This window comes from Mesorhizobium sp. WSM4848 (assembly GCF_055811375.1).
Genome location: NZ_JBVVPX010000043.1, coordinates 36,067 through 57,155, shown reverse-complemented (window position 1 = coordinate 57,155; position 21,089 = coordinate 36,067). Strand labels below are relative to the sequence as shown.

Genomic DNA, 21,089 nt, shown 5'->3' with positions numbered 1-21,089 from the left:
CCATCTGGTTCGAGGCTCAGTCGCTTACATCGCACAAAAAACCTTCCGTGCAGATACAAGGGGTGTTCCAGCTTGGCGCCGCCGCACTCCGTCCAGCACCCCTCAACCGTCTTGGCGCTACGCGCCAAGCGCCAGCGCGCGCTCTCCCTTCTCCCCTTGTGGGAGAAGGTGGCCGCGAAGCGGCCGGATGAGGGGTGTTCCAGCTTGGCGCCGCCGCGCTCCGGCCAGCACCCCTCATCCGTCTTGGCGCTGCGCGCCAATCCACCTTCTCCCACAAGGGGAGAAGGAGAGGCTCTACCCGACAAACGCGCGCTCGACGACGAAGCTTGCCGGATGATGCAGCGAGCCTTCCTCGAAGCCGAGGCTTTCGGCCAGCTCCTTGACATCCCTGAGCATGTGCATCGAGCCGCAGATCATGATGCGGTCGGTCTCGGGGTCGAGCTTGTCGATGCCGAGATCGGCATAGAATTTTCCCGAGCCGATGAGCGCGGTGATGCGGCCCATGCGCTCGGAGGGTTCGCGCGTCGTCGAATTGTAGAGCGTGACGCGGCCGCCGGTCAGCTCGCCGATCAGCGGGTCGTTCTCCAGCTCTGCAACCAGCTCCTGGCCGTAGGTCAGTTCGGCATTGTCGCGGCAGGTGTGGGTCAGCACGACCTGCTCGAATTTCTCAAAAGTGTCGGGATCGCGCAGCAGGCTGGCGAAGGGCGCGATGCCGGTGCCGGTCGAGATCATGAACAGGCGCTTGGCCGGGGTCAGCGCGTCGACCACCAGCGTGCCGGTCGATTTTTGCCGCATGATGACGGTGTCGCCGATCTCGATTTTTTGCAGCTGCGAGGTCAGCGGGCCTTCCGGCACCTTGATCGAAAAAAATTCCAGCTCGTCGTCCCAGGCCGGGCTGGCGATCGAATAGGCGCGGAACACCGGCTTTTCGGCATTGGGCAGGCCGATCATGACGAACTCGCCGGAGCGGAAGCGCAGCGATTGCGGCCGGGTGATGCGGAACGAGAACAGCCGGTCGGTAAAATGCTTCACCGAGACCACGGTTTCGGCATAGACATTGGCCGGTATAGGGAACTGCAGCGGCCGGGCGCCGGCGATGTCGAGCGCGGATGTGGTGTTCATCAAACCTAACCTTCTGGCCCAGCCGGGGCGCTGACGCCAAATCTTCTGCTGCGCGCCCGAACCGATCAGGTTCCGGCGTGCCGTCTGCACGCTAAGCTCTTGTGTCCGGAATTTATTAGTATACAAATGATATTTGCGTCAAGACGCCAGCCTGAAACAGCTTTCCAAACTGAGACATATCTGTAGTCCTGACATTTCGGGTTTCGACAATGGAAGAGAATTTTTCGGCGCAGACGCTGGATTCCTCGGGCAGCGTCGTCGCCGGCATCGATGTCGGCGGCACCTTTACCGACCTGCTGCTGATCGACGGCCGTAATGGTGGCAAGGTGCATATCGCCAAGACCCCGACCACCATCGACAACCAGGCTTTTGGGGTCGTTTCGGCGCTCAGTGCCACGGACTTCCCGGTCGACCGCATCGACCTCATCGTGCACGGTACGACCACGACCACCAACGCAGTGCTCGAGCGCCGGCTGGCCAAAACCGGCATGATCACCACGCGCGGCTTTCGCGACGTCATCGAGCTTGGCCGGCGAACGCGGCCGCAGGCCTATGGCATGACCGGCAGCTTCGTCCCGATCATTCCGCGCAACCTGCGGCTTGAAGTGTCGGAGCGCGTCGAAGCCTCGGGCGCGGTGCGCATCCCGCTCGACGAAGCCGAGATGCGCGCGGCGGTTTCACAATTGATCGCGGCCGGTTGCGAATCGCTCGTCATCCACTTTTTGCATTCCTACGCCAATCCGGCGCATGAGCGGCGCGCCGCCGAGATCGCCGCTGCGCTCTGGCCGAACGGCTACATCACGACGGGCCATGCGCTGCTGTCGGAAGCGCGCGAATTCGAGCGCGGCGTCACCGCCTCGGTCAACGCCTCGGTGCAGCCGATCCTCGAGCGCTATGTCGAACGGCTGCGCAGGGAATTGGCAGCAAAAGGCTACGCCCGCGACTTCCTGATCATGAACGGCAATGGCGGCATGATCTCGGCCCGCTTTGTCACCCGTGAATCGGCCAAGACCGTGATGTCGGGCCCGGCCTCCGGCGTCATCGCCGCCGCCTATACCGGAAAGCGCGCCGGCTTCGAAAACCTGGTCACCTACGACATGGGCGGCACCTCGACCGACGTGGCGCTGATCCGCAATGCCGAACCGGCGGTGTCGAACGAGATCGAGATCGAATATGCGATGCCGATCCATGTGCCGATGGTGGCGGTGCACACCGTCGGCGCCGGCGGCGGCTCGATCGCCCGCGTCGATGCGGCAGGCCTGATCCAGATCGGCCCGGAAAGCGCCGGCGCCAATCCCGGCCCGATCTGCTACGGGCGCGGCGGCGTTGAACCGACCATCACCGATGCCAATCTGGTACTCGGCCGGCTGGCGCCGAAAAAGCTGCTCGCGGTCGAGAACCCGGTCACATCAGAACACGTCACCGGCATTTTTGAGGACAGGATCGGCCGCCCCACCGGCCTGTCCGGCGTCGAGGCGGCGGGCGCGGTGCTGCGGCTCGGCAACATCAAGATGGCCGGCGCCATCCGCATGGTCTCGGTGTCGCGCGGCCACGATCCGCGCGATTTCGCGCTGTTCGCATTCGGCGGCGCCGGTCCGCTGCATGCCACAGCCCTGGCGCGCGAACTCGGCCTGCCCAAAGTGCTTGTGCCGGCGCGACCGGGCATCACCAATGCGCTCGGCTGCGTCGTCGCCGATCTCCGGCACGATTTCGTCAACACCGTCAACCAGCCGGTAGCCGCTCTCGATGAAATCCAGCTTCACGCGATATTGGAACGGCACCGAAACGAAGGTGAAGAGCTGATCGGCAAAGAGGCAGTAAAGCCGGAGACGATCCGCGTCACCCATTCCGCCGACATGCAGTTCGTCGGCCAGACCCACATCATCAACGTGCCGCTGCCGTGGTCCTCGGTAACGCGCGCCGTGCTGCAGCAACTGTTCGAAAAGGCCTATTTCGCCCGCTTCAAGGTCGAGCTGCCGGAAATCCGCGCCAATCTGGTCAACCTCAACACCTCGGTCACCGGTGTCAGGCCGGCGATCGATCTGTCACGGCTGATCGACCCGGCAGGCCGCGCCAGAACGCTCGACGAGGCGCGTCGCGAAATCCGGCCGGTCTGGTACGGCGGGCGCTGGCACGATACGCCGGTCTATGTCAGGGAGAAGCTGCCGCTCGACGCCGTCATCGCAGGGCCGGCGATCCTCGAACAGATGGACGCCACCACCGTGCTCGAACCCGGCGACCGGGCGCGATCGGACGCCGACGGCAACATCATCATCGACATTGGTGAGGCCTGAAATGGCAAAGCTCGACGCCATTACGCTTTCGGTCATCCAGGCGGCGTTGCAGCAGGTCTGCGACGAGATGGACCTGACGTTTTCGCGCGCCGCCTTCTCGCCGGTCATCGCCGAGGCCAATGATCGCTCCGACGGCATCTATTCGGCCGTCGATGGATCGCTGATCGCACAGGGCAGCCAGGGCCTGCCGGTGTTCGTCGGCGTCATGCAGTATTCGACCAAAACGGTGATCGAGATGATCGCCGACGGCCGCTGCCTGCCGCCCGAGCCTGGCGACATCTACATCGTCAACGACCCCTATCTCGGCGGCACCCATCTGATGGATGTGCGCTTCGCCATGCCGGTCTATAGGGATGGCAAAATCTTCTGCTGGCTGTCGAACACCGGCCACTGGCCCGATATCGGCGGCTCGGTGCCGGGTGGCTTTTCCGCCTCGGCAACGGCGGTCGAGCAGGAAGGCCTGCGGCTGCCGCCGGTAAAACTGTTCAAGCAGGGCGTGCTCGACCGCGAAATCTACGCCATCATCTGCTCCAACATCCGGGTTGCCGACCAGCGCATCGGCGACATCCGCGCGCAGGCGGCGGCACTGCTGATCGGCCAGGACCGGCTCAATGGAATCCTGGATCGTTACGGTAACGAAACGGTCGTCGAGGCGATCGCCGAACTGCGCCGCCGCGCCGCCGAGCAGATGCGCGCCAACATAGCGGCCATTCCCGACGGCATCTATCGCTCGCAGGCCTTCGTCGATTCCGACGGGGTGGTGAACGAGCCGCTGACCATTGCGCTGGCGGTGGAGAAACAAGGCGACACGCTCAGCTTCGATTTTTCCGGCTCGTCAAAACCGTGCGCCGGGCCGATGAACAGCGTTCTGGCGACGACCTTGTCGTCGGTCTATCTCGCCATGCGCCACATTTTCCCCGACGTGCCGATCAGCGCCGGCGCCTTCGAGCCGCTGATCGTCAAGCGGCCGGAAGGCACTTTTCTCGACGCCAAATACCCGCGCCCGGTCTCGGGTTGCGCGGCCGAGGTCTCGCAGCGCATCGCCGAAGCGGTGTTCGCGGCGATGGTGCAGGCGCTGCCCGACAAGGTGACGGCGGCTCCGGCCGGCTCCAGCGGCAATTTCGCGCTCGGTGGCAACGATCCGGCGCGCGGCCGCGACTACGTCATGTACCAGATCTCCGGCGGCGGCTATGGCGGCAATGCCGGTCACGACGGCCTGAGCAATGGCTGCTCGACCATCGGCATTTCAAAATCGCCGCCGGTCGAGATCATGGAGCAGGCGTTTCCGGTGCTCTACCGCCATTATGCCCTGCGCGAGGGCTCGGGCGGCGCCGGCAGGCATCGCGGCGGTTTCGGCCTCGCCTACGAGGTCGAGATCCTGCGCGGCGACGCCCGCGCCTCCTTCGTCATGGACCATGGCCGTTTTGGCCCGCAGGGCGCGCTCGGCGGCAGGGACGGCGCGGTCAACACGGTGACCGTTTTTCGCGACGGCAGAGAACATGTACCGCCGCACCTCTCCAAGGAGCAGGACATCGCGCTGCAGGCCGGCGACCGCGTGCGCGTCGGCACGCCGGGCGGCGGCGGTTATGGCGATCCCCTGCAGCGCGACCCGGAACTGGTGCTGCGGGATGTCGCCCTGGGTTATTACACGCCCGAACAGGCCAGCGAGAAGTTTGGCGTCGCTCTTTCCGCGGACGGGTCGGCAATCGACCAGGCCGCCACCGAGCGGGCACGAGCAGCCGGCTGACCACCGAAGCCTCCAATCGGCCTTGGCGCGCCGTGATCGCCGCCGCGCATGTCGTTTCCGTCTTCGCCGCGCCCACAAAACCCCGTAGACTCAGGCCCATCAACGGAGATCTGGATCATGCGCCTTTTCGGTCGTTTCTTGGCTGCCGCTTCCGTCGCACTGGCGCTCGCCACCGGCGCTGTCTCCGCCCAGGACAAGAAACTCAGGCTTGGCACCGAGGGCGCTTATCCGCCGTTCAACTATGCCAACGCCGATGGCACTCTGGGCGGCTTCGACATCGATCTCGGCAAGGCGTTGTGCGCCGAGATGAAGACCGAGTGCGAGTTCGTCGTGCAGGATTTCGACGGCTCGATCCCGGCGCTGCAGGCCGGCAAGTTCGACGCCATCATCAACATCACCATCACGCCGGAACGCGCCGAGAAGGTCGACTTCACCCACAAATACTACCAGACGCCGCCGGCCATCGCGGTGCCGAAGGATTCGACCGTCACCGGCACCTCGCCCGAGGACCTGAAAGGCAAGGCGCTTGGCGTGCAGAGCGCCACGATCCACCAGAATTTCGCCGAGCAGAAATACGCAGGCTCGACGATAAAGCCCTATCCGACCGGCGACGACGCCCGCACCGACATGGTCAACGGCCGCCTCGACGCGGTGATGGACGGCTCCATCCTGCTGACCGAATGGCTGGAGAAGCCCGAGGGCGCCTGCTGCAAGCTGCTCGGCACCCTGGCGCCAGACCCGGCCATCCATGGCCCCGGCGTCGGCATCGCGCTGCAGAAGGGCAACAAGGCGCTGACCCAAAAACTCGACGCGGCGATCGACGCGCTGCGTGCCAACGGCAAATACAAGGAAATCAACGACAAGTATTTTGCCTTCGACGTCTACGGCGAGTAGCGAGTCCCGGGCAATCGCCTCAGGTTTGCGCTGCCCCTCATCCGCCTGCCGGCACCTTCTCCCCGTATAGTGACGGGGAGAAGGGGATTTCCTGCACCGCTGCCGATTGGCGAAATCCTCGGTGACGGCGTCCTTCTCCCCGTCACTATACGGGGAGAAGTGCCCGGCAGGGCGATGAGGGGCAGCGCCAACATCGACAATTGGTGAAGCCCGAACGGCGCTCCCCCTTCTACAGCAGCATCGTCGGGCCGGCCTTCACTTTCCCGCTTGACTGACCCGCCGTACCGAATACGCTAATGGAGAAAATACCGGCTCCGACCGCCGGGCGGCAAAAATGCCTCGTATGCCTCGCCTTCCGCGGCGGCGGCTGCGGGGCATTGTTATTTTGGGGATTTGCTTGGGACGGCGTATTGAAATCGGCATCCTTTACTCGCGGTCGGGCAACTACCGCCTGCTGTCCGAATCCTGCCGTTCCGGTGCGATGACGGCCATCGCCGATGTCAATGCCGATCCCGCCATCCCGATCGAATTCGTTCCGGTCGAACGCGACCCTCAGGGCAACATCGATGGCTACGCGACGGGATGCGCCGACATTCTCGCCAACAGCGGCGCGCGCCACATCATTGGCTGCATCACGTCATGGAGCCGCAAGGAGGTCATCCCGATCCTCGAGCGCGCCGGCGGCACGCTCTGGTATGCCTGTCCCTATGAGGGCTTCGAAGCAAACGAGCATGTCGTCTACATGCACGCTTGCCCAAACCAGCATCTTGTTCCGCTGCTGGCCCATGTCGTGCCGCGCTTCGGCGCCAACGGTTTCCTGCTCGGCTCGAACTACATCTGGGGCTGGGAGACCAACCGTGTCGCCCGCGACCTGATCGCCGACGCCGGTGGCAAGGTTTTGGGCGAGCGCTACCTGCCGCTCGGCGAGGTCGATGTCTCCAGGTTGATCGCCGAGATCCAGGCGACCCGGCCGGAGTTCGTCTTGAACAATCTGATCGGCTCCTCGTCCTATGCCTTCATCGCGGCCTATGCCGAACTTGCCGAACGCGACCCGCATTTCAGGCCGGAGCGCTGCCCGATCCTGTCCTGCAATCTCACCGAATGCGAGTTGCCGGCGCTCAACGAGGCGGGCAATGGTCACCTTTCCGTGGGGCCGTACTTTCACGACATCTCGGCAGCGGATCGCCAGGGCGATTCGGCGCCCTCCATCATGCCTGCCTCGTCCTTCGAGGCGGCGGCCTATGCCTCGGTGCGGACGCTTGCCGAGATCCTCGCCCGCAATCCCGGCGCACAATGGCCGGACCTTTCCCAGGCCTTTGCCGGAACCTCGTTTCGAACCCCGCTGGGCGACATCTCCATCGATCCGCAAACCCAGCACGCCACTTTGCCGGTGCAGATCGGGCGCATCGAGGGCACCGCGTTCAAGACCGTGATGGTGACCGAGGGTGTCGCGCCCGATCCCTATCTGTCCCGCTATGACCGGACCGAGACGTTCGGCCGCCCACGCCTGAGGGTGGTGTCGTGAGCAGGGTCCCGCGCATCCCGAATCTCGGCGGCGCCAGGGCCTTTGTCCTGCATCGTCCGCATCCGACGGTGCTAGCTATCACGCGGCAATTGTCGGCCATCGGCCTCGAGACGGTCGGCTGCTGGCCGGAACTGCCGGCCGAGGCGCTCGTGGCGGACTTCGTCTTCTTCGATGCCGATCTCGGCTTCGACGAACAATTCCCGTGGACGCCGGGTGAGGCGCCGATGCCGCTGGTCGCGCTGATCGGCTCCGAAGCGCCGGGCCGCATCGAGTGGGCGCTGTCGCACAAGGCCGACGCCCAGTTGCTGAAGCCGGTCGGCAATGCTGGCGTCTACAGCGCCCTGTTGATCGCGCGGCAGAGTTTCGAGGCGCGCAAGCTTTTGGCAAGCGAGATATCGTCGCTTCGCCAGCGCGTCGCGGAGCGCCAGACCATCGTGCGCGCGGTGGAGGCGTTATCGAAAGGCGCAGAGGACGGCCGCGCCTATGCGCAGCTTCGGTCGCTGGCGATGAGCTGGCAGATCAGTGTCGAGGAGGCCGCGCGCAGGATCGTGGCAATGACGGAAGAAGAAGGCGGCGATGACCAGTCCCATCGCGCCTGACCTTCCGGCAACCGGGCGCACGCCGGCCAGGCCGCGCGCCGGCGTCTGGCGGCGCCTGGTCAAGCGTCCCCTGGCATTGATCGGCCTGGTGATCGTTGCCGTCGTCCTGGCCGGCGCCGTCCTGGCGCCGTGGCTGACGGGCTACGATCCGAACGAGCAGATGTTCGACGGCCTGACGCTTGAAGGCGCGCCCTTGCCGCCGAATGCCAGCTTCTGGCTGGGCACGGATCTGCTCGGCCGCGATCTGCTGACCCGCATCCTTTTCGGCGCACGCACCTCGCTGATCATCGGCATCGTCGCCAACGGCGTGGCGCTTCTGATCGGCACGCTGGTTGGCGTCACCGCGGGCTATTTCCGCGGCTGGATCGGTGGCGCGCTGATGCGCTTCACCGATCTGATGATGGCCTTTCCGGCGCTGCTGCTCGCCATCTGCCTGGCGGCGGTGCTCCAGCCGAGCCTGTGGATCGTTGCCATGGTGATCGCACTGGTGAACTGGGTGCAGACCGCGCGGGTCATCTACACCGAGACCAGCTCGCTCGCCGAGCGCGAGTTCATCGACGCCGAGCGCACCATCGGGGCGAGCGCGCCACGCATCCTGTTTCGCCATATCCTGCCGCATCTGCTGCCGACGATCATCGTCTGGGGCACGCTCGGCATCTCGACCACGGTGCTGCTCGAAGCAACGCTCAGCTATCTCGGCATCGGCGTGCAGCCGCCGACCGCATCCTGGGGCAACATCATTTTCGAGAACCAGACATATTTTCAGGCAGCGCCCTGGCTGGTCTTCTTTCCTGGTGCGGCGATCCTGGCGCTGGCGCTGGCCTTCAACCTCATCGGCGATGCGCTGCGCGACATCCTCGATCCGACGCAAAGGGGCCGGGCATGATCGCCTATCTCGGCCGCCGCGTTATCCAGTCCGTGCTCATCCTGCTCGGCGTCTCATTGATCACCTTTGCACTGCTCTACCTGCTGCCCGCCGACCCCGTCCGCCAGATCGCCGGCCGCAGTGCCACGCCCGAAACGGTCGAGAACATCCGCCGGCAGCTCGGCCTCGATCAGCCCTTCTTCATCCAGTACTGGCACTATCTGATCAACCTGCTCAGCGGCGATCTCGGCCGCTCCTACATCCAGCGTTCCGAGGTCACGGAGCTCATCGTCTCGCGGCTGCCGGCAAGCCTGCTGCTGATGGTCGGCGCCATCCTTTGCGAGCTGGCGATCGGCCTGACGATGGGCCTTGTTGCCGCCGTCAGGCGCGGCACCGCCACCGACCAGACACTGATGGTCGCGTCCTTTGTCGGCGTCTCGGCGCCGCAGTTCGTCGTCGGCCTGCTGCTCCTCTATGTATTCGCCGTGCAGCTCGGCTGGTTTCCGATCGGCGGCTACGGCACCTGGCGCCATCTGGTGCTGCCGTCCCTGACCATGGGTATACTCGGCGCCGGCTGGTACGCCCGCATGATGCGCTCGTCGATGATCGACGTGCTGCGCCAGGATTATATGCGGACCGCCCGCGCCAAGGGCCTTGCGCGCGGCGCCATCATCTTCCGCCATGCACTGCCCAACGCCATCCTGCCGGTCATCGCCATGATCGGCATCGACATCGGCATCTTCATGGGCGGCATCGTAGTGGTCGAAAGCGTGTTCGGCTGGCCCGGCATCGGCCAGCTTGCCTGGCAGGCCATCCAGCGCGTCGACATCCCGATCATCATGGGCGTCACCCTGGTTTCGGCCTTCGCCATCGTGCTCGGCAATCTCCTGGCCGACACCGTCGCGCCGTTCATCGACCCGCGCATCAAGCTCAGATGAAAACCAAAAAAAGACCGGTAACAACCAGAGAAAGGGAACATGAGATGAAGAAATTCTTGACCTCCACCGTTGCGGTATCGGCGCTCGCGCTGATGCTCGGCATGACAAGCGCCCGCGCCGAAGAAGTCGTCGATCCGAACGCCAAGCCGGGCGGCGAGATCACCATCACCTACAAGGACGACGTCGCCACGCTCGATCCGGCCATCGGCTACGACTGGCAGAACTGGTCGATGATCAAGACCCTGTTCGACGGGCTGATGGACTACGAGCCGGGCACCACCAACCTGCGGCCCGACCTCGCCGAGAGCTACGAGATTGCGCCCGACGGCAAGACCTTCACCTTCAAGCTGCGCCAAGGGGTGAAGTTCCACAATGGCCGCGAGATGACTGCCGACGACGTGAAATATTCGCTCGATCGCGTCACCAATCCGAAGACGCAGAGCCCGGGCGCCGGCTTCTTTGGCTCGATCAAGGGCCATGAGGATGTCGCTGCAGGCAAGGCGGAAAGCCTGGCGGGCGTCACCGTCGTCGACCCCTACACCATCAAGTTCGAACTGACCCGGCCCGACGCCACCTTCCTGCATGTCATGGCCATCAACTTCTCGCATGTCGTGCCGAAGGAGGAGGTCGAGAAATACGGCGCGGATTTTGGCAAGCATCCGGTCGGCACCGGGGCTTTCAAGTTCGCCGAATGGACGCTCGGCCAGCGCGTCGTCTTCGAGCGCAACCCGGATTACTGGCACAAGGGCCTGCCGCATCTCGACAAGGTCACCTTCGAGATCGGGCAGGAGCCGATCGTCGCGCTGCTGCGGCTGCAGAAGGGCGAGATCGACGTGCTCGGCGACGTTATTCCGCCGGCCAAGTTCCAGGAGGTGATGGCCGATCCCGAGCAGAAGGCCCGTGTCGTCGAGGGCGGCCAGTTGCACACCGGCTACATCACCATGAACACCACCATGGCGCCTTTCGACAATGTGAAGGTGCGGCAAGCGGTCAACATGGCGATCAACAAGGACCGTATCGTCCAGCTGATCAACAACCGCGGGGTGCCGGCCAACCAGCCGCTGCCGCCGTCGATGCCCGGCTACGACAAGGAATTCAAGGGCTATCCCTATGACGTGGCCAAGGCCAAGGCTTTGCTTGCCGAGGCCGGTCATCCCGATGGTTTCGACACCCAGCTGTTCGCCATGAACACCGATCCCAACCCGCGCATCGCCCAGGCGATCCAGCAGGATCTGGCGGCAGTCGGCATCAAGGCCAGCATCCAGTCGCTGGCGCAAGCCAATGTCATCGCGGCCGGCGGCGACAAGGCCGGCGCGCCGATGATCTGGTCCGGCGGCATGGCCTGGATCGCCGATTTCCCCGATCCGTCGAATTTCTACGGGCCGATCCTCAGCTGCGCCGGCGCGGTTCCGGGCGGCTGGAACTGGTCGTGGTACTGCAACAAGGACCTCGACGCCAAGGCGGCGGAGGCCGACTCGATCGTCGATCCGGCCAAATCAGCCGAACGTGCCAGGATGTGGAGCGCGATCTACGGCAAGATCATGGAAGACGCGCCCTGGGTGCCGGTCTTCAACGAGCAGCGCTTCACCATGAAATCGCCCCGGATGGGCGGCGCCGACAATCTCTATGTCGACCCTGTCCATATCCCGATCAACTACGACAATGTGTATGTGACCGATGTGCAATAACTGCGACTACACCATCCACGGGCGCCATCACCATTTCGGCTGGGACAATTCCTTTGTCCCGACTGAGCGGGTGGCGCCCGGTTCGACGATCGAGTTCCAGTGCCTCGATTCGTCGGGTGGCCAGCTTCAGGCCGACAGCACCGTTGCCGACGTCGCTTTGCTCGACTTCGCCAAGGTGAACCCCGTCACCGGGCCCATCTATGTCGAAGGTGCCGAGCCGGGCGATGCACTGAAGGTGACGATCGAGATGTTCAGGCCGTCCGGCTTCGGCTGGACGGCGAATATTCCGGGGTTCGGGCTGCTCGCCGACGATTTTCCGGAGCCGGCGCTGAACATCTGGACATACGACGCCGCCTCGCTCGAGCCGGCGCTGTTCGGCAAGCATGCCCGGGTGCCGCTGAAACCCTTTGCCGGCACCATCGGCAACGCGCCGGCTGAAATGGGCCTCCACTCGGTGGTGCCGCCAAGGCGCGTCGGCGGCAATCTCGACATCCGCGATCTCGCGGCCGGCACCACGCTCTATCTGCCGGTGGAGGTGGCCGGCGCGCTATTTTCGGTCGGCGACACGCATGCCGCGCAGGGCGACGGCGAAGTGTGCGGCACGGCGATTGAAAGCCCGATGGATGTCGTGCTCAAGCTCGACCTGGTCAAGGATATCAGGCTGAAGACGCCGCGCTTCACCACGCCGGGTCCGGTGACGCGCCATCTCGATGCCAAGGGCTATGAGGTGACGACCGGCATCGGACCGGACCTGATGACGGGCGCCAGGGAAGCGGTCTCGCAGATGATCGACCTGCTTGCCGGCCGCTACGCAATGGACCCGGTCGAGGCCTACATGCTGGTTTCGGTCTGCGGCGATCTCCGGATCAGCGAGATCGTCGACATGCCGAACTGGGTGGTGTCGTTCTACTTCCCGCGCTGCGTCTTCGAATGAGCAAAGGCGCAACCAGCAAGCGGACCGGGGCTCCCGCCCCGGCCGTTTCCGTCACGGCTGGTCCGGTGCTGGAAATCTTCGACCTGACCGTCAGCGTGCGCGGCGAAGACGGCGAGCGGCCGGTGGTATCAGACCTGTCGTTCTCGATTGCACGCGGCGAGACGCTTTGCATTGCCGGTGAATCCGGTTCCGGCAAATCGATGACCGCGCTGGCGATCATGCAGTTGCTTCCGCAGCCCGCCGCCCGGATAGAATCCGGCGCGATCCGGCTTCGCGATATGGATCGGGGCGAGATCGATCTGGCGATGCTCGATGAGCGTCGGATGCGCCATATTCGCGGCGACCGCATCGCGATGATCTTCCAGGAGCCGATGACCTCGCTCAATCCGGTGCTGTCGATCGGCCGGCAGCTGGTCGAGTCCATCGAGGCCCATACCGGCCTGTCGCGTGCCGAGGCCCGCCGGCGCGCCGTCGAGGCCCTGAAGGCCGTCCGCATCTCGGAAGCCGAAAGCCGGCTAAAACAGTTTCCGCATGAACTGTCCGGCGGCATGCGCCAGCGCGTGATGATCGCCATGGCGCTGGCGCTGAAACCGGATGTGCTGATCGCCGACGAGCCGACGACGGCGCTCGATGTCACCGTTCAAGGCGAGGTACTGGAACTGCTGCGTGATCTGCAGCGCGAACACGGTACCAGCATCATCCTTATTACCCACGACATGGGCGTGGTCGCCGAAATGGCCGATCGCGTTGTCATCATGCGGCACGGCCGCATGGTCGAGCAGGGAACAGCCGCCGATATTTTTGCCCGCCCGCAAGCCGACTACACGCGCGAGCTGCTCGCCGCCGTGCCGCGCATTGGTACCGGCGTCGGCCGCCAAAAATCCGCCGAACGAAAAGCCGTCGAAGCGGAAAAGCCCGCAAGCGTGGCGGTGGTCAACGATCTGCATGTCCGCTTCGACCTGCGCGGTGGCTTCTTCGGCCAAGTGAACCGCCGTGTCCACGCCGTCGAAGGCATCAGCTTTTCGATCGCGCCGCACGAGACGCTGGCGCTGGTCGGCGAATCCGGTTGCGGCAAGTCGACCACCGCGAAGGCGTTGGCCGGGCTTGTGCCCTACCACGGCGATATCGTGATCGGCGGACGCAATCTGGCGGGCCTTGGCCGTGACCAGCGCAAGGCGGTTCGCCGCGATGTGCAGATGATCTTCCAGGATCCTTACGCCTCGCTTGACCCGCGTATGCGCGTCGGCGACCTCGTTGCCGAGCCGCTGTTGATCCATGGCATCGCCTCGAAGCAAGAGCGCGGCCAGCTTGTGGCGGCGCTGTTCGAACGCGTTGGCCTGTCGGCCGACCAGATGGAGCTTTATCCGCACGAATTCTCGGGCGGCCAGCGCCAGCGCATCTGCATCGCCCGCGCGCTGGCGCTCAGGCCCAAGCTCATCATCGCCGACGAAAGCGTTTCGGCGCTCGACGTGTCGGTCCAGGCCCGCGTGCTCGACCTGCTGAAGGAACTGCAGCGCGAATTCGGCATCGCCTACCTGTTCATCTCGCACGATATGGCGGTGGTCGAGAACATTTCCGATCGTGTCGCCGTCATGTATCTCGGCCAGATCGTCGAAATGGGCACCCGCGACCAGGTCTTTTCGAACCCGCGCCACCCCTACACCAAGCGCTTGATCGAGGCCGTGCCGGTGCCCGATCCGGCAAAGCGCCGGCCGCGTTTCGCACGTCTCGATCAGGAGATCCCGAGCCCGACCCGAAAAATCGGCGAAGAGCCGCCGAAACTGGCCCTGAGGGATCTTGGCAACGGTCATCTCGTTGCGGTTTCCTGACGTGCGCAACTGTCGGCATTCTTGCGACGCTCAGAGCCACCGCCGCACGGTCTGCCTGTAGCCGCGATACGCATCGCCGAACCGCCGTTCGAGATAGGCCTCCTCACGGGCGACGACGCCGTAGCGGATCAGGATCGCAAGCGGCAGCGTGAGGACAAGGATCCAGATATTCTGCGCGGCGACGCCGATACCGCCATAGATGAGGAACATGCCGAGGTAGATCGGATTGCGCGTCCAGCCGTGGATGCCGGTCGTCACCAGCACGCGCGTCGGCTCATTCGTCGGCACCGGCGTCGCCGCGCGGGAGAAATTGCGAATGCCCGCCGCGAAAAGCGCCAGACCGATCAGGATCAGCAAACCGCCGATGATCCAGGCCCCCGGACCGGGGAACGGCAAGCGCAGCAGGCGATCCAGCACGAAGCCAATCAGCAGAGCGGCGAGAAAGAGCAGCGGCGGTCTCGCGATGACGCCTGCGGTTCCGGTGTCGGTTTGCCCAGCCGGGTCCATTGCCATGTCTGCTCCCGCAGATGCCTAGGGCTACGAAGCCCATAGCCGCCTAGAAACGACAACTAAGGTGTCATTCTAAAGGTTGACAACGGGGGTGTCAATCGCAGAGATTGGCCCGGACAAAGGAACTGAAGCGATGGCGTCGGCACGACACGGGACTGACCGTACGACCGGGACGGACCCCTTCGCTGACGGCAAGGCCGAGGCGATCGCCGAGCTGATGCTCGAAGTGGCCCAGTGCTTCTTCAGGATACGGGCTCTCGGCCAGAAGACCGGGCTCATCACCAGTTGGGGCGGCGGTGCGTTCGGCTTCATGCGAAGCCTGGCGCTGCTTGGTCCGCTCACCGTGCCGCAGATCGCCCAGATGCGGCCCACCAGCCGCCAGCGCATGCAGCGGCTGGCGGATGAGCTTGCGGCCGAGGGGCTGGTCGAATTCATCGACAATCCAAAACACCGGCGCTCGAAGCTTGTGCAGCTGACGCGCAAAGGCGCCGCGCGCTACGGCGAGCTGAACGCCCAGCTCCTGGCGATCGCCTCGCCCATGGGCGTCGCTCTCGACGAAGCCGATATCCGCAAGACCGCCGAGATCGTGCGGCAGCTGAGCGACGATGTGAAACTGCGGTCGGAGCGGCTGGGCTGACGTAAAGGCTGCGAGGGCGCCATTGAGGGGAATCCCCGATGCTTGAGCGATGAGCTCGCCGGCCGTTTTCCACGCCCGCCCGGCCCGCCGGCGGACGATTGCCAACCGGAACCTCTGCGGAGCTGAGGCGTTCGAAGCGCAAAAGCTGAGAGCTGCGCCACCGCAAAAAGAATACTGCAATGGCTCAGAAGATAACCACCGGCACCAACGACCGGCCGCGCAACGAAACCATAGGCCAATCCGGCGAACCTGATGACGGCAGCACGCCGCTTGAAGTCGACGAAACCGCCGCCCGGCCAAGAAAGCAGCTGCAAGGCAAACCCGGGCGATTTGGCGAAGCCTATCCCGATGCGCCAGGCATTGCCGGCGCCGGCGTGATTATTTGTCGCCGCTGCGCCGGGACAGGCATGATCGACGGCCGCACCTGCCCCGAATGCGGCGGAACCGGAAAGCCGCCGATAGGCTGAGGCGACCAGGATAGCGATCACCCGCCACGGCAGCCTCGATCACCGAAGCGCCAAGGGGCCGATGTAAATTGTGCGGATCAGATCGCCGGCACCCACTTCCAGAACACGCCCTCCATCCGTTCGGGGTAGTGCTTGAACTCGCATTCGAAGCGCCATCCATAAGCCTTGGCGGCAGCCAGCGCCTCCTTGCTGACCGGGTTCATGCCCGTTCCCGGCGCAAACCAGTCTTCCAGCAAGTCGTCGGGAACGTAGGCGCCGATCCTCAAAGGCAGCTTTTCGAGAACGACATCCATTTCCTCAGGTGCGGACAATGGGGTCTCCTTTCGAGATTCTACCGACAACAAGTCATTCGAGGCGGATTGGGTTCCAGACCATGGCTGAGATCGAAGGTGACTGTCATGGGCGGACGGACCCGGTTTTACGAGATGGGGCTGAAAGCTTGGCAGAGAAATGGTTCACCCATGTGTCCGGAACGGATCCATGTCCGACCCGAAACATAGGTGACGTGTGTACTGGAGACGTCGGTAATAACGCTGGCTTTTGCCAATCGCAGCCTCCACGCCGTTGACTCGCTGTCAGGATGCATCTATGAACTAGCCGCATCTATTATTAAGTGCGTATAGTTTATAGCCGCATTAGTGAGGTCGACGAGTGCGCTGGGGTGTCGAGCAAAGGCTTCAATTTATTGAATTCCGCCTGTTCTGGGAGGGCTCGATCAATCGCGCTGACATCAAGGAATGCTTCGGCGTTTCGATTCCGCAGGCATCGAAAGACCTGACGCTCTATCAGGAGCGGGCGCCCGGAAACATGGACTACGACAACCGGAGCAAGCGCTATGTCGCGGCCGACAAGTTCGTCCTGCGCTTTCTCGACCCCGACCCCTATGTCTATCTCGCGCAGCTTCGGTCGGTGGCCGAAGGCACCGTGCCAGCTCATGATTCCTGGATCGCCACGCTTCCCAGCGCCGATATCGCCCTGACGCCCAAGCGGGACATCGAGATCGAGGTCCTGCGCAGGGTTCTCGACGCCGTGCGCGAAAGCGCCTCCGTGGACATCTTTTATCAGTCGATGAACCGGTCCCGCTCGGATCCGATCTGGCGCAGAATCACGCCCCACGCTTTCGGCTACGACGGGTTCCGCTGGCATACCCGGGCCTATTGCCACCTCGAGTACGGGTTCAAGGATTTCCTTCTGCCGCGCATTCTCGAGGTCGGCGGCAAGGAAACGCCGGGCGCGACGGGTGAGCAGGACTGGCACTGGAACAACTATTTCGATGTCATCGTCGGGCCGCATCCCGATCTGACCGAGAGCCAGAAGAAAGTCGTCGCCAAGGATTACGGGTTCGACCATGGCAACGGCATTCTCTCGGTCCGCTACGCGATGCTGTTTTATGTGCTCAAACGACTTGGGCTGCTCGGCGATGCGACAAAACAGAGTGCCCGAACGCAGCATATCGTTACAATAAACCGCAAAGAAACAGAGGCTGCGCTAGAAAAGGCAGAGCTGCAGCTATAACGGTATTTTGGGGGAGCGTCAGCTAATGGGGGCGAGACTCGAGGACATCAAGAACGGTGCGTCCGTGCGCGGCATCGCTTCGTCCCAGCCGACACAGGTCCTGTCCGTCGACTGGATCGGTGATCAGGCGATCAACGTCGTCTATCGGGACCTAAGCGGAGCAGTCGCTGAGGCGGTTCTCTATCGTGACGATGAATACCGCCTTCATGTCGAAGTCAGCGGCCGACCATGGTCATTCGACGCTGATGGCGGCCTGTTGCGGCTCGTGACCGAGGCCAATCGCATCAAGCTCGCCCACTATTTTGATCCCTACCTCGCGATCCACACCAGTCTCGTCGATCCGCTTCCTCACCAGATCTCGGCCGTTTATGGCGAGATGCTGCCGCGCCAGCCGCTTCGATTCCTGCTCGCCGACGACCCTGGTGCCGGCAAGACGATTATGGCCGGGCTGCTGATAAAGGAACTAATCGCGCGCAGCGACCTGGAGCGTTGCCTGGTAGTGGCTCCTGGCAGCCTGGTGGAGCAGTGGCAGGACGAACTCGGCGAGAAATTCAATCTCGAGTTCGACATCCTGACCCGGGACATGATCGAGAATTCTCGCTCTGGGAATCCTTTCGAGGACCGCAACCGGCTGATTGTCCGCCTCGACGTGCTCGCCCGGAACGAAGACCTGCAGGAGAAACTCGCCAAGTCGGTCGAATGGGACCTCATCATCTGTGACGAAGCCCACCGCATGTCGGCAACCTATTTCGGAGGCGAGGTCAAATATACCAAGCGCTATCAGATTGGGCAGAAGCTCGGTGAGCTCTGCCGGCATCTGTTGCTCATGTCGGCAACGCCTCACAACGGCAAGGAAGAAGATTTCCAGCTGTTCATGGCGCTGCTCGACGGCGACCGGTTTGAAGGCCGGTTCCGCGATGGCGTGCATTACGCGGACACCGGCGACATGATGCGTCGGTTGACGAAGGAGGAACTCCTTCGTTTCGACGGTCGCCCGCTGTTTCCGGAACGGCGCGCTCGCACCGTCAAGTATGAATTGTCGGAGAACGAAGCCGCCCTCTACTCGGCGGTGACTGAATACGTCCGGACGGAAATGAACCGCGTGCAGCGCTTCGCTGACAGTGATGGCCGCAAGCGGAACAATGTCGGCTTCGCCCTCCAGATTCTCCAACGTCGGCTCGCCTCATCGCCCGCGGCGATCTACCAGTCACTGAAGCGTCGCCGGGAGCGGCTGGAGAACGAGTTAGCCGAGGCTCGGCTGACTTCGAAAGGACGCCAGGCAGGATTCGGTGCTGTCGAGAGCAACGGCGAGACCCTGCGCAATTTGGAGGAGTTGAGCCAGGAGGAGATTGACGAATTCGAGGACCTGATCTCCACGGGCGCGACAACCGCGGAAACCGTCGAGCAACTCGCCATGGAAGTCGAGACGCTCCGGAAACTGGAGCAGATGGCCCTGTCCGTCGTCCAGTCCGGCGTCGACTCCAAATGGACTCAGCTCAATCGAATCCTCGACGATGATCTCATGACGAACGCCACGGGCAATCGCCGCAAGCTGATCATCTTTACCGAACCCAAGGACACGCTGCACTACCTCGCTGACAAAGTCCGCGGTCGCCTGGGCAATCCTGAAGCGGTCGAGGTGATCCACGGCGGGGTGACGCGCGACGAGCGGCGCAAGGTCATCGAGCGCTTCATGCAGGATCGCGATCTGCTGGTGCTGATCGCCAACGATGCCGCTGGAGAAGGCGTGAACCTCCAGCGCGGCCATTTAATGGTCAACTACGACTTGCCGTGGAACCCGAACAAAATCGAGCAGCGGTTCGGGCGCATCCATCGTATCGGTCAGACCGAGGTGTGCCACCTCTGGAACCTCGTTGCAGCAGATACGCGCGAGGGCGAAGTCTATGCACGTCTGCTAGAAAAGCTGGAGGCGGCACGCGAGGCGCTCGGCGGTCGAGTCTACGATGTGCTGGGGGAGTTGTTCGAAGGCGTCGCGCTGAAGGATCTGTTATTTGAGGCGATCCAGTATGGCGAGAAGGAGGAGGTGAAGGCGAGGCTGCTGCGTCAGGTCGACGGAGCGGTCGATCAGGCACACCTGCTCGATCTCCTGAAGCGCCGGGCGCTGACAAACGACACCATGCCGGAAGCGGCCGTGGAGGAGCTGCGGCTGGAAATGGAACGCGCCGCGGCCCAGCGCCTCCAGCCGCATCATATCCAGAGCTTCTTCATCGAAGCGTTCCAGCGTCTCGGCGGACAAATCAGGAAGCGCGAGGAAGGACGTTTCGAGATCACCCATGTCCCTCTCCGTGTTCGCGAGCGCGATCGGCAGATCGGCATGGGCGCGCCGATCCAGAAGAAATACGAGCGCATCTGCTTCGAAAAGAGCCGGATCAACCAGCAGCCTGTGGCGAGTTTCGTATGCCCCGGCTACCCTTTGCTGGAATCGGTGATCTCGCTGGTGCGAGAGGAATATGACCATGTTCTGAAGCAGGGCGCCGTCCTCGTCGACGACACCGATGATGGTCACGACATAGCCGCAGTGTTCCTGCTGGAGCACAGCGTGCAGGACGGTCGTCAGACCAGCCTCGGCAAGCCGCATGTCGTATCTCAGAAGCTCCAGTTCACGGCGGTCCGACAGAATGGCGACGCGCATGATGCGGGTATCGCGCCGCACCTGAATCTGCGCCCCGCGATCCCTGAAGAGCTGGAGCTGGTGAAGGACGTACTCCAACAGGAATGGCTGAACTCCGACCTCGAGAAGACCGCCCTGCGCTTCGCGACGGTGGACATGGCGCAGCGCCACGTTGCCGAAGTGAAGGCCCGGCGGCTCCCGGAGATCGCTAAGGTCGAGCAGGAGGTCAAGGCGCGGCTGGCGAAGGAGATCAACTACTGGGACAACCGCGCAGCCGAACTGCGCGAAGAAGAACGCGCGGGCAAGAAGTCCCGGCTGAATTGGCAAAATGCCCAACGCCGCGCCGAGGATTTGGCCGAGCGCCGCAAGCGACGCGAAGCCTTGTTGGAGCAGGAAAAATTCATCAGCTCTCAGCCGCCCCGGATTCGTGGCGGTATGGTGGTCATCCCGCGCGGGCTGCTGGCGTCGCTGCTGCCAACCTCGGGTGTTGGGAGTGGCTTTTCCGAAGATCCTGTCGCGCGCCGCCAGATTGAGATCGCGGCGATGAATGCTGTGATGGCCGCCGAACGTGCGCTTGGCAACGAGCCGGATGATGTCTCAGCGCGGAAGCTTGGCTACGACATAGCCTCGCGCGGCGGCGCACACATGCGCTTCATTGAAGTGAAGGGCCGGATCGACGGTGCCGACAGTGTGATGGTGACTCGTCAGGAGGTAATCACGTCACTGCACGAGCCCGAGAAATTCATCCTGGCCGTCGTTCATGTCGATCAGGGTTTCGCGCGCGAGCCAATCTACGTCCGCAAACCATTCAGCCAGGAGCCAGAATTCGGCGTCACCGCAATTCAGGTGGACCTGAGGAAATTGCTTGAGAAGGGGGAAAGACCATCGTGAAT

Annotated in this window: 18 protein-coding genes; 14 read left to right on the top strand and 4 right to left on the bottom strand. The window is 63.5% G+C overall.

Annotated features, from left to right (window positions below):
* The coding region (locus AC0L16_RS29165) for a hypothetical protein (RefSeq protein ID WP_473624854.1) at positions 1-260 on the bottom strand (260 nt) is incomplete at its 3' end.
* Between the two features lie 34 nt (positions 261-294).
* Entirely contained in the window at positions 295-1,122 is an 828-nt protein-coding gene (locus tag AC0L16_RS29160; RefSeq protein WP_473624852.1) for a ferredoxin--NADP reductase, read from the bottom strand.
* 209 nt (positions 1,123-1,331) lie between these two features.
* On the opposite strand from AC0L16_RS29160, the gene AC0L16_RS29155 reads away from it, so the two are divergent.
* From AC0L16_RS29155 to AC0L16_RS29110, 10 genes are all read left to right on the top strand, one after another.
* On the top strand, positions 1,332-3,416 hold the full coding sequence (locus AC0L16_RS29155) for a hydantoinase/oxoprolinase family protein (RefSeq protein ID WP_473624851.1): 2,085 nt from the start codon (positions 1,332-1,334) through the stop codon (positions 3,414-3,416).
* A 1-nt stretch (position 3,417) separates the two neighbouring features.
* Entirely contained in the window at positions 3,418-5,163 is a 1,746-nt protein-coding gene (locus AC0L16_RS29150; RefSeq protein ID WP_473624849.1) for a hydantoinase B/oxoprolinase family protein, read from the top strand.
* A gap of 117 nt (positions 5,164-5,280) precedes the next feature.
* Positions 5,281-6,057 (top strand): ABC transporter substrate-binding protein, encoded by a 777-nt coding sequence (locus AC0L16_RS29145; RefSeq protein WP_473624847.1) that lies wholly within the window; start codon positions 5,281-5,283, stop codon positions 6,055-6,057.
* Positions 6,058-6,454: 397 nt separating this feature from the next.
* Positions 6,455-7,582: a transporter substrate-binding protein gene (locus AC0L16_RS29140; protein WP_473624846.1), complete on the top strand. Its 1,128-nt coding sequence runs from the start codon at positions 6,455-6,457 to the stop codon at positions 7,580-7,582.
* A complete protein-coding gene (locus AC0L16_RS29135; protein WP_473624844.1) occupies positions 7,579-8,181 on the top strand; it encodes an ANTAR domain-containing response regulator in 603 nt (200 codons plus the stop codon). Before AC0L16_RS29140 ends, AC0L16_RS29135 begins: the two co-directional genes overlap by 4 nt.
* Positions 8,159-9,067 (top strand): ABC transporter permease, encoded by a 909-nt coding sequence (locus AC0L16_RS29130; protein ID WP_473624843.1) that lies wholly within the window; start codon positions 8,159-8,161, stop codon positions 9,065-9,067. The genes AC0L16_RS29135 and AC0L16_RS29130 overlap by 23 nt, the downstream gene beginning before the upstream one ends.
* Complete coding sequence (locus tag AC0L16_RS29125) at positions 9,064-9,984, top strand: ABC transporter permease (RefSeq protein ID WP_473624841.1); 921 nt, start codon at positions 9,064-9,066, stop codon at positions 9,982-9,984. The genes AC0L16_RS29130 and AC0L16_RS29125 overlap by 4 nt, the downstream gene beginning before the upstream one ends.
* A gap of 101 nt (positions 9,985-10,085) precedes the next feature.
* Positions 10,086-11,672 (top strand): ABC transporter substrate-binding protein, encoded by a 1,587-nt coding sequence (locus AC0L16_RS29120; protein WP_473624856.1) that lies wholly within the window; start codon positions 10,086-10,088, stop codon positions 11,670-11,672.
* Complete coding sequence (locus tag AC0L16_RS29115) at positions 11,662-12,606, top strand: acetamidase/formamidase family protein (protein ID WP_473624840.1); 945 nt, start codon at positions 11,662-11,664, stop codon at positions 12,604-12,606. Before AC0L16_RS29120 ends, AC0L16_RS29115 begins: the two co-directional genes overlap by 11 nt.
* Positions 12,603-14,435, top strand: a complete 1,833-nt coding sequence (locus AC0L16_RS29110) for an ABC transporter ATP-binding protein (RefSeq protein WP_473624838.1) — start codon at positions 12,603-12,605, stop codon at positions 14,433-14,435. Before AC0L16_RS29115 ends, AC0L16_RS29110 begins: the two co-directional genes overlap by 4 nt.
* 30 nt (positions 14,436-14,465) lie before the next feature.
* Here AC0L16_RS29110 and AC0L16_RS29105 read toward each other — a convergent pair whose 3' ends face one another.
* Positions 14,466-14,948 carry a methyltransferase family protein gene (locus AC0L16_RS29105; protein WP_473624837.1) on the bottom strand — a complete coding sequence of 161 codons (483 nt, stop codon included), beginning with the start codon at positions 14,946-14,948 and terminating at the stop codon, positions 14,466-14,468.
* Between the two features lie 130 nt (positions 14,949-15,078).
* On the opposite strand from AC0L16_RS29105, the gene AC0L16_RS29100 reads away from it, so the two are divergent.
* Complete coding sequence (locus tag AC0L16_RS29100) at positions 15,079-15,582, top strand: MarR family winged helix-turn-helix transcriptional regulator (protein WP_473624835.1); 504 nt, start codon at positions 15,079-15,081, stop codon at positions 15,580-15,582.
* 179 nt (positions 15,583-15,761) lie between these two features.
* On the top strand, positions 15,762-16,049 hold the full coding sequence (locus tag AC0L16_RS29095) for a hypothetical protein (RefSeq protein ID WP_473624834.1): 288 nt from the start codon (positions 15,762-15,764) through the stop codon (positions 16,047-16,049).
* A 77-nt stretch (positions 16,050-16,126) separates the two neighbouring features.
* Here the strand turns inward: AC0L16_RS29095 and AC0L16_RS29090 are convergent, their stop codons facing one another.
* On the bottom strand, positions 16,127-16,360 hold the full coding sequence (locus tag AC0L16_RS29090; RefSeq protein WP_287176162.1) for a hypothetical protein: 234 nt from the start codon (positions 16,358-16,360) through the stop codon (positions 16,127-16,129).
* Between the two features lie 340 nt (positions 16,361-16,700).
* On the opposite strand from AC0L16_RS29090, the gene AC0L16_RS29085 reads away from it, so the two are divergent.
* Together AC0L16_RS29085 and AC0L16_RS29080 are read left to right on the top strand one after the other, a co-directional pair.
* Positions 16,701-17,564 carry a BrxR family helix-turn-helix transcriptional regulator gene (locus AC0L16_RS29085; RefSeq protein ID WP_473624832.1) on the top strand — a complete coding sequence of 288 codons (864 nt, stop codon included), beginning with the start codon at positions 16,701-16,703 and terminating at the stop codon, positions 17,562-17,564.
* 25 nt (positions 17,565-17,589) lie between these two features.
* The gene (locus tag AC0L16_RS29080; RefSeq protein ID WP_473624831.1) at positions 17,590-21,087 is read left to right on the top strand and encodes a helicase-related protein; all 3,498 of its coding nucleotides are present in this window, start codon (positions 17,590-17,592) and stop codon (positions 21,085-21,087) included.
* Positions 21,088-21,089: the final 2 nt, after the last annotated feature.